Source organism: Rhodohalobacter sp., assembly GCF_041686455.1.
GTDB lineage: Bacteria > Bacteroidota > Rhodothermia > Balneolales > Balneolaceae > Rhodohalobacter.
In genome coordinates this window covers 1-15,710 of record NZ_JAWLDW010000009.1, presented here as the reverse complement: position 1 = coordinate 15,710, position 15,710 = coordinate 1, and the positions used below count along the sequence as shown (strand labels likewise).

At 42.1% G+C, this 15,710-nt stretch carries 13 protein-coding genes; 9 read left to right on the top strand and 4 right to left on the bottom strand.

Going from position 1 to position 15,710, the window contains the following annotated elements; genetic code table 11:
* Positions 1–696, bottom strand: a complete 696-nt coding sequence (locus tag ACESM0_RS02300) for a response regulator transcription factor (protein WP_372903240.1) — start codon at positions 694–696, stop codon at positions 1–3.
* 139 nt (positions 697–835) lie between these two features.
* Between ACESM0_RS02300 and ACESM0_RS02295 the strand changes: the two genes are divergently transcribed.
* Positions 836–1,630, top strand: a complete 795-nt coding sequence (locus ACESM0_RS02295; protein WP_372903238.1) for an SDR family oxidoreductase — start codon at positions 836–838, stop codon at positions 1,628–1,630.
* A 9-nt stretch (positions 1,631–1,639) separates the two neighbouring features.
* Here the strand turns inward: ACESM0_RS02295 and ACESM0_RS02290 are convergent, their stop codons facing one another.
* A complete protein-coding gene (locus ACESM0_RS02290) occupies positions 1,640–2,560 on the bottom strand; it encodes a DUF58 domain-containing protein (RefSeq protein WP_372903236.1) in 921 nt (306 codons plus the stop codon).
* Positions 2,561–2,734: 174 nt separating this feature from the next.
* Here ACESM0_RS02290 and ACESM0_RS02285 point away from each other — a divergent pair, with 174 nt between their 5' ends.
* From ACESM0_RS02285 to ACESM0_RS02260, 6 genes are all read left to right on the top strand, one after another.
* Entirely contained in the window at positions 2,735–3,631 is an 897-nt protein-coding gene (locus tag ACESM0_RS02285; RefSeq protein WP_372903234.1) for a dimethylarginine dimethylaminohydrolase family protein, read from the top strand.
* Between the two features lie 142 nt (positions 3,632–3,773).
* The gene (locus ACESM0_RS02280) at positions 3,774–4,532 is read left to right on the top strand and encodes a DUF481 domain-containing protein (protein WP_372903232.1); all 759 of its coding nucleotides are present in this window, start codon (positions 3,774–3,776) and stop codon (positions 4,530–4,532) included.
* Between the two features lie 93 nt (positions 4,533–4,625).
* On the top strand, positions 4,626–7,061 hold the full coding sequence (locus ACESM0_RS02275; protein WP_372903230.1) for a penicillin acylase family protein: 2,436 nt from the start codon (positions 4,626–4,628) through the stop codon (positions 7,059–7,061).
* 76 nt (positions 7,062–7,137) lie between these two features.
* Positions 7,138–8,148 carry an amidoligase family protein gene (locus ACESM0_RS02270; RefSeq protein ID WP_372903228.1) on the top strand — a complete coding sequence of 337 codons (1,011 nt, stop codon included), beginning with the start codon at positions 7,138–7,140 and terminating at the stop codon, positions 8,146–8,148.
* Entirely contained in the window at positions 8,135–8,911 is a 777-nt protein-coding gene (locus ACESM0_RS02265) for a gamma-glutamyl-gamma-aminobutyrate hydrolase family protein (RefSeq protein WP_372903226.1), read from the top strand. The genes ACESM0_RS02270 and ACESM0_RS02265 overlap by 14 nt, the downstream gene beginning before the upstream one ends.
* A gap of 61 nt (positions 8,912–8,972) precedes the next feature.
* Positions 8,973–9,620, top strand: coding sequence for a DUF2459 domain-containing protein (locus ACESM0_RS02260; RefSeq protein WP_372903224.1), 648 nt, complete (start codon positions 8,973–8,975; stop codon positions 9,618–9,620).
* A 26-nt stretch (positions 9,621–9,646) separates the two neighbouring features.
* On the opposite strand, the gene ACESM0_RS02255 is transcribed toward ACESM0_RS02260, so the two are convergent.
* Positions 9,647–10,477, bottom strand: a complete 831-nt coding sequence (locus tag ACESM0_RS02255; RefSeq protein ID WP_372903223.1) for a ZIP family metal transporter — start codon at positions 10,475–10,477, stop codon at positions 9,647–9,649.
* Between the two features lie 296 nt (positions 10,478–10,773).
* Here ACESM0_RS02255 and gcvP point away from each other — a divergent pair, with 296 nt between their 5' ends.
* Together gcvP and ACESM0_RS02245 are read left to right on the top strand one after the other, a co-directional pair.
* A complete protein-coding gene (gcvP, locus tag ACESM0_RS02250; RefSeq protein ID WP_372903221.1) occupies positions 10,774–13,683 on the top strand; it encodes an aminomethyl-transferring glycine dehydrogenase in 2,910 nt (969 codons plus the stop codon).
* A gap of 143 nt (positions 13,684–13,826) precedes the next feature.
* Positions 13,827–14,195: a response regulator gene (locus tag ACESM0_RS02245; protein WP_372903219.1), complete on the top strand. Its 369-nt coding sequence runs from the start codon at positions 13,827–13,829 to the stop codon at positions 14,193–14,195.
* Here ACESM0_RS02245 and ACESM0_RS02240 read toward each other — a convergent pair.
* A partial coding sequence (locus tag ACESM0_RS02240) for a PH domain-containing protein (protein ID WP_372903217.1) occupies positions 14,180–15,710 on the bottom strand: 1,531 nt, incomplete at its 5' end. The genes ACESM0_RS02245 and ACESM0_RS02240 overlap by 16 nt on opposite strands.

Sequence of the window (15,710 nt, the reverse complement as noted above, 5' to 3'; positions counted from 1 at the left end):
TCATAGCATTTCACGGTTCATCCCGTAACCCAGGCCCCTGTAGGTTTTAATCATATCTGATGCTTCACCCAATTTTAGCCTGAGGTTTTTGATGTGAACATCCACCGTACGATCAAAGACAAAACGATCATCTCCACCAATATGCTCCAAAATCTCTTGACGAGAGTAAACACGTTTAGGACTTTGAAAAAACATCTCCACAATTGCATACTCCGTTGAAGTGAGTTCTACACGCTTTTCTTTGTAATAGAGATCTTTCCCGCTGGTATCCAGAAACAGATCTCCATGCTGAATCCATTTACTGTTTTGAGGCTGCTGCCTTCTCAAAAGTGATTCGATATGTGCTTTTACAAGTTTCAAACTGGCCGGCTTGGAAATATAGTCGTCGGCACCCAGTTCCAGCCCTTCAATTTCATCTTTTTCCTTATCCTTTGCAGTGAGAAAAATGACCGGAATTTCACTCATCACCGGGTGTTTCCTTATTACGCTGCATATTTCTTTTCCGTCAACATTTGGCACCATAATATCCAATACAGCTAAATGAATATCGCTTGCATGCTGATCTATCAGGTCAAGTGCCTTCAGCCCATCGTGTGCTACTAAAACGTTGTAATTGTTCATCTCTAAAAAGTTAGCAAGCATTTCTGCCGGCTCAATTTCATCTTCAACTAAAAGAATGGTGGGTTTAGGCTGCATATCTATTTTAATTGTTCACTTTTTTCTCTCAACTGACTCTAGATCAAATTCAGGTTCGGCTCAGTTTTTATTTGAAAATAAGTTTAGAGTTGAAATTGATTAGACTATATTTCATTGAACTGAAAATAAGATCAGTGAAATGACACTTCAAAAAAAAGTAATTTGGATTACAGGAGCCTCTTCCGGAATCGGGGAGGCACTTGCGTACGAATTTAACAAAAAAGGAGCACACTTAATTCTATCAGCACGAAGGATAGAAGAGCTGGAGCGCGTTAAAGAAAATTGTTCCGACAGTGAAGAGAGCGTAAAAATTCTCCCTTTAGATTTGGCGGAGACTCATGGAATGAACGATAAAGTTCTGGAGGCCCTGGCTTATTTCGGCCATGTTGACATGCTCATAAACAACGGCGGGATTAGTCAGAGATCGTATGCTGTAGATACACAGATGTCTACCGTACGCAGGGTTATGGAGGTCAACTTTTTTGGAACTGTTGCTCTCACCAAAGCACTTTTGCCTACATTTATTGAACAAAAATCCGGACACGTTGTGGTTATCAGCAGCGTAATGGGTAAATTCGGTACAAAGTTTCGCTCCACATACGCCGCTTCCAAACACGCTCTTCACGGCTATTTCGACTCCTTACGCCAGGAGGTTTATGATCACAATATTGATGTAACCCTGGTTTGTCCAGGTTATATAAAGACCGATGTAACGATCAATGCTCTAACCGGATCTGGCGAAAAGTATAATAAAATGAGCAAGGGACATAAAAACGCAATGCCACCTGATGAATTTGCAAAAAAACTGATTCCCAAACTGGCTGCAAGGAAAGAAGAGATCTATCTTGGAGGCGCCGAATTGATGGGTGTTTATCTGAAGCGATTTGTGCCCAAACTCTTCAATAAAATCCTGAAAAGGGTGAGCGTCACATAGCAGATTAAATCAGCCCAGTCGCTTTCTTTTATTCAAATAGGCAAGAAGTGCGAGGTCGAACGGTTTTTGAGTATCAATTTCTTCAAAATCCACACCGGCCTCATTACAGGCAATTTTAAATTTCTGCGTGTACTCTCTTACTTTTTTCTTGTAAGATTCTCTGAATTGCGCAGGATTCATCTCCATCTCCTCCCCTGTCTCCATGTCTTCAAAGAGATATCGGCCGTCCGGAAAGTCGAGCTCCCGTTCACTTTTGTGCTCCAATACATTGAACAGAAGAACTTCGTGCCGCTTATGTCGCAAGTGCCGCATCGCTGAAATCAATGAATCATGACCGCTTACATTTTCAAACAGATCAGTGATAATCACGACCAAACTTCTGTTCTTCAAACTTTCGGCAAGCGTGTGCAATGCATTGGCAGAAGCGGATCTTTTTCTTTCTTCCTTCTCATTCTTCTCATCTTGAAGCACCTTCTCTAGCTCTGTGTAAAGTACACGAAGATGACTGTAGGAGGATTTTGCTGGAAATTGAGTCCGGATTTCATCATCAAAAAGTACCATCCCGCATGCGTCTCTCTGGCGATGCATCATGTACATTAGTGATGCAGCATAGTGAATGGCATATTTAAGCTTACTCCAATCGGCAAAATATTTGTAATGCATGGAACTGCTTACATCCAGAACTACGTGTGCACGGAGATTTGTTTCAGCCTCATAGCGCTTAACATAGAATCGCTCCGTTTTGCCGTACACCTTCCAGTCGATGTGCTTAAAGTCATCTCCCTGATTGTATGGTTTGTGTTCGGCAAATTCCACACTAAAACCATGGTAAGGACTTCTATGTAGTCCGGAAATAAATCCTTCCACAATCCGCCGGGCTTTCATTTCCAGCGGCGCCAATTGAGTTAATATATCTGAATCCAATAACATAACAGAACCTATCCTTTTTCGACTTTATCGGCAAAAACTGATTTTTATTAAATGCTTTATGTGGAAGATGGCATTGAAATTTCTTACTCTTATAAACTGTAAAAAAAGCGATTAGGTTTTTGACTGACCGTTGCTCGCGGGTTAACTGAGAGACTTCACTTAAACTACGTTCTAATGAAAAAAGTATACACATCGGCTGATCAAATAGATTTCACCCTTAATGAGATCCCGGCAATGCCGGCACCAAAACAGGTATTAACCGTTAATCCAACCTATTTTGATGTTGAATATGTGATAAATCCTCATATGAAAGATCATGTTGGTAATGTTGATAAAATACAGGCTTTAAATGAGTGGGAGCATCTTGTTGATGGATATGAGGAGCTGGGTTTTAAAGTTCATCAGCTGGACGGTGTAGAAGGTCTGCCCGATATGGTTTTTTGTGCCAATCAAAGCCTGCCTTTCGTTGATGAAGAGGGGAATAAAAAAGTGCTGATGAGCATCATGCACTCTCCGGAGCGCAAGGATGAAGTGCCTCACATCGAAAAATGGTACAGAGAACAAGGTTACGAAATTGAATATTTAGACGATTCCGAAGTTGATGATTTTGAGGGAATGGGCGATGCGCTTTGGCACTTTAAAAAGAGACTTCTTTGGGGTGGATACGGATTTCGTTCATCTCTGAAAGCTTACAACCAGATCGTTGACAAATTTGATACCCCTGTCTTCGCGCTTGAATTGACTGATGATAAGTTCTATCACCTGGACACCTGCATGGCCATGTTGAACGAAGATAGTGTTCTCATTTATCCGGATGCATTTAAGAAGGAAGGTCTGAAAATGATTTACAAATTATTTGATAAGGTCATCGAGGCCACACAATACGAAGCAGAAAAGCTATTTGCTGTAAACGCGACCTGTCCGGATGGAAAAAATGTACTCATTCAGCAGGGCTGTACCGATGTAAATCAAAAACTTCGTGATGCAGGGTTTTCTGTTCATGAGTACAGCACATTTGAGTTTATAAAAAGTGGAGGAAGTATTTTCTGTATGAAAATGCTTCTTTGGTAACTCTCTCAACAGTTTGCCGATAATCTTATTAGTACCGAAATTAAGCGGGATCGTTTTTACAACGATTCCGTTTTTTTATGCAGAAACGATCCATTAAGGATTCTCTTTACACATGCTAAACTTCCAAATAAATTCATTTCCTTTGAGAAAGCTACTTCTTCTTTCAATCTTTATTCTATCTGCAAACATCTTGCATGCCCAGGTGCTTAATGTTGAGCGGGTAAGGGCCGATGCGGATACCACCGGATGGACCGGCGAACTCGGCGCGGATTTTTCTCTCAATAAATACACTGATCGCATTCTAAAAGTTGGAGGACAGGCTAATGCAGCCTACTTTTCTGACGAGCACAGCTATCTTCTACTCAGTAACATCGATCTGGTTAATGTAGACGGCAATTCTCTGGTTAGTAATGGATATACTCATTTACGTTCAACACTGCATAGAAAAAAGAGGCTCTCACCGGAACTATTTCTTCAATATCAATACAACAACAATCTTGGTTTACTAAATCGTGCACTTGCTGGGGCAGGTGTTCAATATACCTTTTTGTCACAGCCAAGCCTGAGGGGACATATCTCAACAGGATTAATGTACGAGTTTGAACAGTGGAGTTTAAGTGATGACTTATCCACAAAAAATGAATATCTGAAAAGTACCAGTAATATCGTGGTTCGAGGTCAGCTGAATTCTCAAACGTCTCTTACCATGATCGGGTACTACCAAGCCAGACCTGATCGTTTTTTTAAACCTCGTGCAACCTCAGAAAACCAGCTTAACATACGTATGAGTCGGTCCATTACATTTAGAGTAAGCTTCACCATGACCTACGATGTTGAACCTGTAATTGATGTACCCAATCTTACATATGAACTAAAAAACGGAATTGTTCTCTCATTTTAATGATCAGTCAAGGTGATTTTTCACCAAGACAACTAAACTTTCTCCTTTCCATCAATTTTGGTAACGTAAAACTGTTCAATTAAATAAGATAAAATGTCTGCCAAAATTTACGCTGTTCTTTCCCTGGTTCTATTGGGTGCACTCTTAATTTTATACTCAATTCCACTAGGCCCACTCCCCGCTATCGGGTCGTTTTTTCATCCCATTAGTGGGTTTTGGGCCAATGCAGAAAAACATCAGATTAAGGGTGAAATATCTCTTCAAACAGATAAGCTGAATGCTCCGGTAGAGGTGTTTTATGACGAACGCGGTGTACCTCACATCTTTGCAGAAAATGACTACGATTTATACTACACACAAGGCTATGTTACGGCCAGAGACCGTCTTTTCCAGATGGAGCTGCAGATACGTGCGGCCGGAGGATATCTTGCAGAATGGATGGGAAACGATCTCATCGAGTATGATAAAAATCAGCGGCGCCTGGGTATGGTTTATGGGGCTGAGCGCGCAATGGAAGAGATAACTTCCGATTCTGTCATAGCCAACGCGATCCAGGCCTATGCTGACGGTGTTAATACATATATAGAGTCATTGTATTACGAAAAATACCCTATAGAGTATAAAATTTTAGGCGTTGATCCGGCCGAATGGAAACCGATAAATACGGCTATATTGCTCAAATATATGACCCAAATGCTGGCCGCCCGATCAGAAGACGTTCGGACCAGCAATACAATGGCTCATCTCGGAGAAGATTTTGTTAATCAGTTTTTGAGCAAACGGCCTGAACTGATGGATCCTATTGTACCAGCAGAAACCGATTGGGATTTTACCGCTAAACCTCTTGAGGCACCGGACCAACTCTATCAACCGACATTTACACAAGATATAGAACTTTGGCAACCCCATCCCTTTAATGGCAGTAATAACTGGGTTATTGACGGGACAAAAAGTGCCGGCGATTACCCGATTCTATCAAACGACATGCACCTGAATATGAGCATGCCATCCATTTGGTATGAAGTTCAGCTAACCACACCTGATGTTAATGTGTATGGAGTAAGCCTGCAGGGAGCACCAACCATTATTGTAGGATTTAACGAACACATCGCGTGGGGGTCAACTAATACAGGAGCTGACGTCATGGATTGGTATGAAATCACATTTAGAGATGAAAATCGCGACGAATATTTACACGACGGGGCCTGGCTTCCTGTAGAAAAGAGAGTTGAAACTATTCGCTCAAAATCCGGCGAAGCAGTACAAGATACCATTCTGTTTACACATCAAGGTCCTGTTTATGAGAGCCGTGAAGAAACACCGATAACTCAAACCATACAGCGTGATCATGCTTTAAAGTGGATCGCACACGAACCATCGAATGAGCTTCTCACCTTCTACAAACTGAACCGTGGAGAAAACTACTCCGATTTTAAAGATGCTTTTATAACATATAAAGCACCTGCTCAAAACATAAATTATGCAGGCATCGATGGTAATATCGCGATTCAAACCGGCGGTAAGCTGCCTTTGAAGTGGAAGTATCAGGGTAGAACCGTTAGCGACGGGTCTGATTCGCGCTACGATTGGGCTGATTATATTCCATATGAACAAAACCCGCATGCTTTGAATCCGGAACGCGGATATCTGAGTGCTGCCAATCAATACCCTACAGATGAATCATACCCTTACTATCTGGGTGAATCCTTCGCTCCATTTGAACGTGGCAGAAGAATAAACGATCGTCTTGCCGAGATGGAGAACGTTACTGTAGAAGATTTTAAAAATTTACTCCTGGACGCCCACAGCTATCATGGAGAAAGATTGCTGCCCAAACTATTAGCCACCATCGACCTTAATGAACTCGATGAGTCAGAAAAAGAAATCATCGACCTTCTGAATAGTTGGAATTACGATAATATCGGTGAAGAGATAGCTCCCGCAATTTTCAGAGAGTGGTGGCACGAACTATACAGTTTGATTTGGGATAATAAGTACAGCACACAAATCCCCATGAGGAAACCGGACCGCGATATAACGGTAGATTTAATTATGAATAACCCGGACTCTCCATGGTTTGATAACCCGGAAACCGAAGTTATTGAGACATTTTCCGATTTAACCTATCCGGCGTTTAAACAAGCCGTTGCCAACTTGAATAACCAATTTGGCAATAGCAAAGAGAACTGGATGTGGGGATATTACAACAACACAAACCTTAACCACCTGGGACAGATTCCGGGAATGGGAGTTTACGATCTTTTCACAGATGGAAGCAATGAATCTGTGAATGCAATTTGGGGTAGCCACGGCCCGTCCTGGAGAATGATCGTGGAGTTGGACCCAGAAGGAGTACGTGGTTATGGCGTTTATCCCGGCGGACAAAGCGGAAACCCGGGTTCCAAAACTTACAGTGAATTTGTTGAAACCTGGGTAACCGGAGAGCTTTTTGCACTGCTATTTCTCGATGAAAAACCTGACTCAGATCAAGATTTCCCCCTTACACTTCGTTTTAACAGTTCCGATTAAAGTACCGGCATTTAGATAACACGATACTGAGTTATTTTTTGTTATTAAAGTCAGTGTACTCCTAAAAAGATAATGGATGAAAAAAAGCAATTTCAAATCCCCGCCTTCGATCCTAAACTCTCAGGGAAAAGAGCGAAAAGTGGGTTATGAGTTCGAGTTTACCGGAATCTCCATGGAACTTGCCTCTGAAATTATTCAATCTATTTACGGTGGCGAGATTCAACAAGAATCAACTTATGCATATTCCGTTAATCACACCTCTTTTGGTTCATTCAGATTAGAACTGGACGCTCAGCTTCTGAGAGACAAAAAATATGAGGAGATATTTGAAAAGATTGGGATAGACATCAGCTCCTTCAAAAAGAGAGAGTCCCTTGAAGATTCATTAAAAGAGATGGCCTCATCTGTCGTCCCATTTGAGATCATCACCCCACCTATTCAACTTTCTAGAATGAGTGAACTTAATAAGCTTGTTGACGAGTTGAGGGTCCATAAAGCAAAAGGAACAGGGAGCTCATTTATCTACGCATTCGGGCTTCACTTAAATCCTGAAGTTCCGGATATCTCTGTCGATTCCATATTAAGTCACTTGCGCGCGTACATGCTTCTTGCACATTGGATTAGAAAAGATTCTAAAATCAATATCAGCCGGCAGATTACACCTTACATTAATGAATATGAGGAAGACTACATTATTCATATTCTGAATCCCGACTACAAGCCGAATCTAAACCAGTTGATAGAGGACTACTTTAAGTTTGATAATTCCCGTAATCGTCCGCTTGATATGCTGCCTCTGTTCATGTTTTTAAAGAAAGATTTAACCTCTTCCTTGATTAAAGACAAAATCACATCCTCACGGCCAACTTATCACTATAGATTACCAAACTGTTCACTTGAAGATGAATCTTGGTCATTATCTCAGGAATGGAATCGATGGGTACTGGTTGAAAAACTCGCTTCCGATCAAAAATCTTTACATCAATATTCAAGGGCATATCTCAAAATGAAAAGAAAAACGCTCATACGTTTCGACAATAAATGGGTTAAACTGATGGACCGATGGATGAGATATGTTTGGGAATAAACGGCCGACAATTGGTGTTACCGGGCCTGACAAAGGCGGTGGTGCCGCATGGTTTTTTACAGCACTTTCTATTCGTTTAGCTGGTGGCAAACCCCTCAGAATTACCCCCGGCAGGCCTGCAGATGTAAAACAGGTCAATGGGTTAATTCTTGGTGGCGGAGCTGATGTAGAACCGAAAAAGTATGGTCAGGAACGTATTGAACGATCTGTTTTAGTGAAAGATAAGAGAACCATATTTGAATGGATTCTTTCGATTATCTTTTTCCCTATTTACTGGATTGGACGATATTTCCGATCAACCAAAACCTCACCGATTGATATCGAAAGGGATAAACTTGAGCTACAGTTGCTTGAATATGCCCTGAACGGAAATAAACCGGTTTTGGGTATCTGTAGGGGCATGCAGTTAATGAACGTACACTTTCACGGGACTCTGCATCAGGATATAAGTGGCTTTTACACAGAGAGGCCTCAAATTGCATCTATCTTTCCCAAAAAAAGAGTTCGGCTGAGAAAGGGTTCAAAATTGCACAAAATATTGGGGACTGATGTTTGCAATGTTAATGCACTACATAACCAGGCAATTCACGATCCCGGCAAGGGTGTTCAGCTTGTGGCAAAAGAGCTCTATACCGAAATAACTCAAGGCTTAGAACACTCTGGGTTTCCTTTTGTAATAGGTGTTCAGTGGCATCCTGAATACTTAATACAGATAAAAAGACAACGAAATATTTTCAAGGAGCTTGTTAACCACGCCCGTTAAATCGAATTATTCAGAGAATTGTTTTCTATCCGTTAGATTGTGCATAACAAATCAGAAATCGATGAAACTGAAAAATCCACTGCTTTTTTTATTTTCTGTTGTGATTTTCGCAGGTTGCCTTAACCCAGTGCAAAATCTCTACCCTGAAGATCCCGAATTGCGTAGTGTTCCGGTATATATAGTAAGCCATGGTTGGCATGCCGGTATTGCAATTGAGTCGGAATACGTTTTAGATCAGATTCCTGAACACTCTGAGTTACCGGATACAAAATTCTTAAAATTCGGATGGGGAGACGCCAGATATTACTCCGACCCTGACGCAAGTTTTTGGGTCATGATGCGAGCCGCCCTGCTTCCAAGCAAGAGTGCTATTCATATTGTAGGTTTTGATATTCCTGTTGAAATGTACTTTTCGGGTAGTAAAGTTGTAGAGATCAAGATCACAGAAGAGGGAGCTGCTGAACTGGGTGAATTTATTGACCAAACAATCAAAAAAGATAAAGACGAAAATCCGGTCTATTACACAGAGGGACTCTACCGAAACAGCGTTTTTCTGGAATCAGGAAGGACCTACATTTTACCCAGAACATCAAATAAGTGGACTGCAAAAGCTTTACGGAAAACAGGGTATCCCATTTCCCCTTTTTATGCCTTCACATCCGGAAATGTGATTAAACAAGCCACCAAAGATGGGGTTGTCATTCAGTAACAGACAAGAAGTACCCGATTTTGTATTTACCCAAAGGCGACATCAAGCGTCATCATCAGCACAAAACCCACCATCGTAGCCAACGTAGCCAAATCTGTATTCCCATGATGTTGAGATTCCGGAACCAATTCCTCAACAACCACGTAGATCATAGCTCCGGCTGCAAAAGCCAGAGCGAACGGTAAAATGGGCTGAACAAAAATTACTGCAAGTGCACCAATTACGGCAAAAACCGGCTCTACTGCACCGGAAAGCTGTCCATAAAAGAAGCTTTTACCTCTGCCCACCCCTTCTCGCCGAAGTGGAACAGACACTGCTGTACCTTCAGGCAGGTTCTGAATACCAATACCCATAGCCAATACAATTGCACCAGCAATGGTGGCCGTTCCGGTTGGGTCAATTCCGGTTGCCGCAGCCCCGAACAGTACACCGATTGCCAGTCCCTCGGGAATATTGTGGAGTGTGATTGCAAGAACAAGAAGAGTTGATCTTCTCCAGCTGGTTCCAACACCCTCGGCATCAGACCTTGGCAAACCTATGTGGAGATGAGGCAAATAAGCATCGCAAAGTCTTAAGAAAAGTCCACCAACTAAAAATCCGGTTGCCGCAGGTATCCATCCAATTCCGCCCATTGCTTCTGTCATTTCAATAGCAGGAATAATGAGGGACCAAACACTGGCAGCAATCATAACTCCGGCCGCAAACCCAAGCATACTGTCCAGAGTTTTTTGACCAACATTTTTCGTCATAAAAACAACGGCAGCGCCCAATGCGGTCATTCCCCATGTGAAAAGACCACCGGTGAGGGCTTGAATCATAGGATTTAGTTCAAAAAACCAGTCAGGTATAAGTTCCATAGCGTGTTTTTGTTTTCAATGTACAAATCTTTAGCCCAGGCTAAAAGTAATTATTTCATTATAAATTTACTCATTCTGGAGTCAGAATACAGAGATTACAATTCTTTAAATATGATCTCAAAAAAGTAATCTATCCGGGATGTAATGACCCTTAAAAACTCTTATCTTCTTCAGATAAAATTAATTGGAGTATTGACGGTAGATTTTAAGTTTTTTTTTGAATTTAGCTGAACCGTTTATAAACAAAGATTGTTTGCTCAACAGACTACCATAAAGCAATAAATATTATTCCGTTCATGAAAATTTCATTTGATAAAGAGCAATTTTCCACGCGTCACATCGGACCTGACGAAGAGCAGATTAAAGAGATGCTTAAAGTCTCCGGTGCTGAATCTATTTCACAGCTAATTGAGGAGACTATTCCGGAGGGAATACGTTTAGAAAAGCCATTGGATTTACCCAATCCATTGAGTGAGGTAGACTATATTAGTCATATAAAGGAAACTGCATCGAAGAATAAGGTATTTAAGTCTTATATAGGAATGGGTTACTATGATACCATTCTTCCGCATGTAATTCTCCGGAACGTAATGGAGAATCCGGGATGGTATACAGCTTATACGCCCTACCAGGCAGAAATTGCACAGGGCCGTCTTGAAGCACTTATCAATTTTCAGACAATGGTATCCGACCTTACCGGAATGGAGCTAGCAAATGCATCGCTGTTGGATGAAGGAACGGCTGCGGCTGAAGCAGCATCCATGCTTTATGGTCGACGAAAAGGAAAGAAGAGAAAATCAGCCAACACACTATTTATAGCCGATTCTATCCATCCACAAACTCTCTCTGTTCTGAAAAACAGGATGGAGCCACTCGATATTACTCTAAGAGTTGGTAAACCTGAGGAAGCTGATGTTACAGATCCTGATTTATTTGCAATGATTCTGCAGTACCCTGATACTTTTGGATCGGTGAAAGATTATACCTCACTGATTGATGCAGCGCATGAGAACGATGTTTATGTAACTGTTGCTGCCGACCTGATGGCCCTCACACTCCTTACTCCTCCCGGAGAAATGGGCGCTGATGTTGTTGTCGGCTCCACTCAGCGGTTTGGAATTCCAATGGGGTATGGCGGGCCACATGCGGCCTACTTTGCTACACGCGAGAAATTCAAGCGCCAGATTCCGGGTAGAATTATCGGAATTACGCAAGATTCTGAAGGGAATGTTGCCTATCGAATGGCTCTCCAGACACGTGAACAACATATTCGCAGGGAAAAAGCAACTTCAAATATTTGTACCGCCCAGGTATTATTAGCTGTAATAGCCGGATTCTACGCCGTTTACCATGGACCTAAAGGCCTTAAGAAAATTGCTTCCAAGATACACGGTCTTACAAAACTGACTGCACAGGGTCTACAGGAGTTAGGTTTCAGCATCTCCAATGAACATTTTTTTGATACGATTACTATAACGGATGCTGACAGCTCAACTACCGAAAAAGTGAAGGACCTGGCCGTTCACAAGAATATCAACTTCCGATATGAAAATGGTCTTATTGGGATATCATTTGATGAGTCAAAGCACCCTGAAGATGCCGAAGAGATCCTCAAGATTTTTGCTAAAGCAGTGAATAAAGAGATGTCCTTCGATGTGGAAAAGGCTTCCGAAAGTCTATCGGTTGAATTTCCTGAAAAATTAACACGATCATCAGAATATTTAGACCATCCGGTTTTTAACCAGTACCACTCCGAGCATGAGATGCTTCGATATTTAAAAGAGCTTGAAAACCGGGATCTGGATTTAACACATTCGATGATCTCACTCGGCTCATGCACCATGAAGCTGAATGCCACTGCAGAGATGATTCCATTGACATGGCCGGAGTTTGGCAAAATTCATCCTTTTGCTCCTTTCGACCAGGCAAAGGGATATCATCAGCTATTTGATGAATTAGAAGCGTGGCTTGCTGAAATCACAGGATTTGACGCAATTTCACTTCAGCCTAATTCGGGTGCGCAGGGTGAGTACACAGGACTCATGACAATCAGGGGCTACCATCAGTCCAACGGTGATAATATACGAAATGTCACAATTGTGCCATCTTCTGCACACGGTACAAACCCTGCAAGTGCCGTTATGGCCGGTATGGAAGTAGTGGTAACAAAGTGCGATGAGAATGGGAACATCGATCTGGATGACCTGCGTGAAAAAGCAGAAAAATATAGCGATCGTCTCTCTGCATTGATGGTTACATATCCATCTACACACGGTGTTTTTGAGGAAGATATTAAGGAAATTTGTGAAGTGATACACGAACACGGGGGGCTGGTTTATATGGACGGTGCCAACATGAACGCGCAGGTTGGTTATACTTCTCCGGCAGCAATCGGTGCCGATGTATGCCATCTCAATTTGCATAAAACATTTACAATACCACACGGCGGCGGTGGTCCCGGTATGGGCCCTATTGGGGTGGTTGAAAAACTGACTCCATTTCTACCAGGTCATGATGTAGTATCGACCGGGTCGGACAAGGCCATTCCGGCCGTTGCAGCCGCAGCCTGGGGCAGTGCCAGTATTTTGACAATCTCTCACGCATACATTCGCATGATGGGAGGTGAAGGACTTACAAAGGCAACGGAAGCAGCTATTTTAAACGCAAATTATCTTAAGGATCGACTGAAAGATCACTATCCGGTTTTATATACCGGTAAGAGCGGAAGATCTGCTCACGAGTTTATCATCGACGTTCGGGGATTTAAACAGAGCGCCGGAATTGACGCTCCCGATGTTGCAAAACGTCTGATGGATTATGGATTCCATGCTCCCACTATGTCGTTCCCCGTACCCGGAACCTTAATGATTGAGCCGACTGAAAGTGAATCAAAAGAAGAGTTAGATCGATTCTGCGAGGCAATGATCGGAATCCGAAATGAAATTCGTGACATTGAAAATGATAAAGCAGATAAGGAAAACAATGTACTGAAAAATGCCCCTCACACGATGCGGGTTATTGCGACCGGCGAGTGGAGTCACCCTTATACCCGGGAAGATGCTGTCTTTCCACTGCCACATCTTCGATTTAATAAGTTCTGGCCGGCTGTAGGTAGAGTTGATGACGCTTACGGAGACCGAAACCTCATATGCTCTTGTCTGCCATTGGAAGAGTATACTGAAGGTCAGGAACCTGCAACGGCCTGATTATTAACTAATAAGAGGCATTCAATTGCCTTCTGTTAATAAATTCTCACGAAAGATGGCCATACTTAACTATTGCTAACTGAATGTATCTTTGGTTACGTGTACTTTTAGAGAAATAAAATCACAAAAGGTGTCTTTCACTTATGAAAAGAAAAGTTGTTATCGTAGAAGACGATAGATTGCTCTCCATTGTTCTGAAAAAAATGGCTACATCTATGGGATATGAAGTGCTTGCTACTTGCCCCGGCGGGAGAAACGCAGTTGATACGGTAGAAGAAATGAACCCCGATCTTGTTATCATGGATATCATGCTGGCCGACAACATTTCAGGAATTGAAGCTATGAAAACCATTCGAAATCATTCAGACGTTCCTGTTGTATACATAACTGCACAACACGATTTACGAATCAAAAAAGAAGCTACTACAGTAGCAAATTCTGCTTATTTATTGAAACCGATTAGGATGAATCAACTGCAGGAAGCTATTCAAACGGTTCAGTTTGCAGCCTGATTCCAACCCGGTAACTCAATAATTCGATCATCTTTTTCCAAAGGTTCAGATTTAGTCTCTGAACCTTTTCTTCTTTGCATCTCATTCAGCAGCCAAATACCGGTTTCTGCCTCTATATCCCGGACTGAAAATGACTTTCCCCGGTCGCCGGATGCTACATAGATCTCTGCCGTACACAATTTACGCCAACGCTGAAATGGGCTCTGACTGATAGTAAGGTTCTGTACTCTATTCCTATTAATAAAAGCTGTAGACTTGGATAGAGTTCTGCTCCTGAAGATAAACGCTCCGTTTGCCCACGCAACAGCGGCAGCTCTGTATTTTAACCATCCCCAGAATAGTGCCAGCAGAGGAATAAGCCATATCCAGTTATTCAATTCAAGCCAGAAGTATAACACCGCAGTAGCTGCTGTTACGAGAAATGTAGATCGAAACAGATAACGTCTCAATGATCGTTTAGGCAGTGCAAGGCCGGACATCTCTTTCTGATAAGAGGGAACCACCTCATCCAGTAGAGAAAGTACCTCAGATTTTTTTACCAGAGGAAACAGTACAATTGACCCGGTACCTGCCTCGTCTCCGTACCCTGCACTTTCCAAATGAACCGAAGCATAGCCCAAGGGTTGACGTATCATCCCTTCTGCAACATGAATAGCCTGGATTCGATTATATGGCACCGTCACTCTTTTCTTCTCAAAAATTCCCCGTGTTATAACCATTTCATTCTCTTTAACTGTAAGGTTGAAATTCCCATAACTAAACAGTGTGCTAAAGAATGAAAGCAGCCATGCAAATACCACAAAAATGATAATTACGGTCAGGAAAAAAATGAAATCAGTTTGGGCAGGCAGGGTTTCAAATAAATACTCAAAAAGTTCAGATTCACTGATCAAAGGTTCAATTTGTGAAAAAACTGTGGCTAAAATTGAGAGAGCAATACCAAAACTTCCAGAGGTGGAGGCAGCAATAAGCAACTCCTTTGCGGGTAATTTAAACTCTTTATGGGGCTTCTCTTCCGACTTGAATTGTTGATCCTCTGCTTCATCAGCATACTCGTCGGCCCGTAGCAAGCGGTTAATTTCCTGCGCTTTTTGAATCGTAATTGCGTCAATTGCAGCTTCTCGGGATGTTGAACCGGCCGTCTGGATATCGACTCTTACCAGACCGAACATTCTTTGCAGTACACCGGATGTAATATCAATAACCTGCACCCTGTCTTTTGACAGATAGAGGTTTTTCCTTACAAATACCCCACTCTTGATATGCAGTTCACCATTTTCAACTTTAAACAGAAATCTCCACCAATTAGCCACTCCCACTATAAGCAGAAATGCAAAACCTCCGCCTATCCACCATAGAAATGGAAAACTTTCACTTCGGGCACCCACTACCAGAAAGACAATAATGGTAATCAAGTTTCCCCGAATTAAGCTGAGAGCCCTGCTAACCGCTGCTACCGGGTGCTGTCTCTGAAATTCAAACATCTTCTTCAGCCAGACGTGCATATTTAGAAAT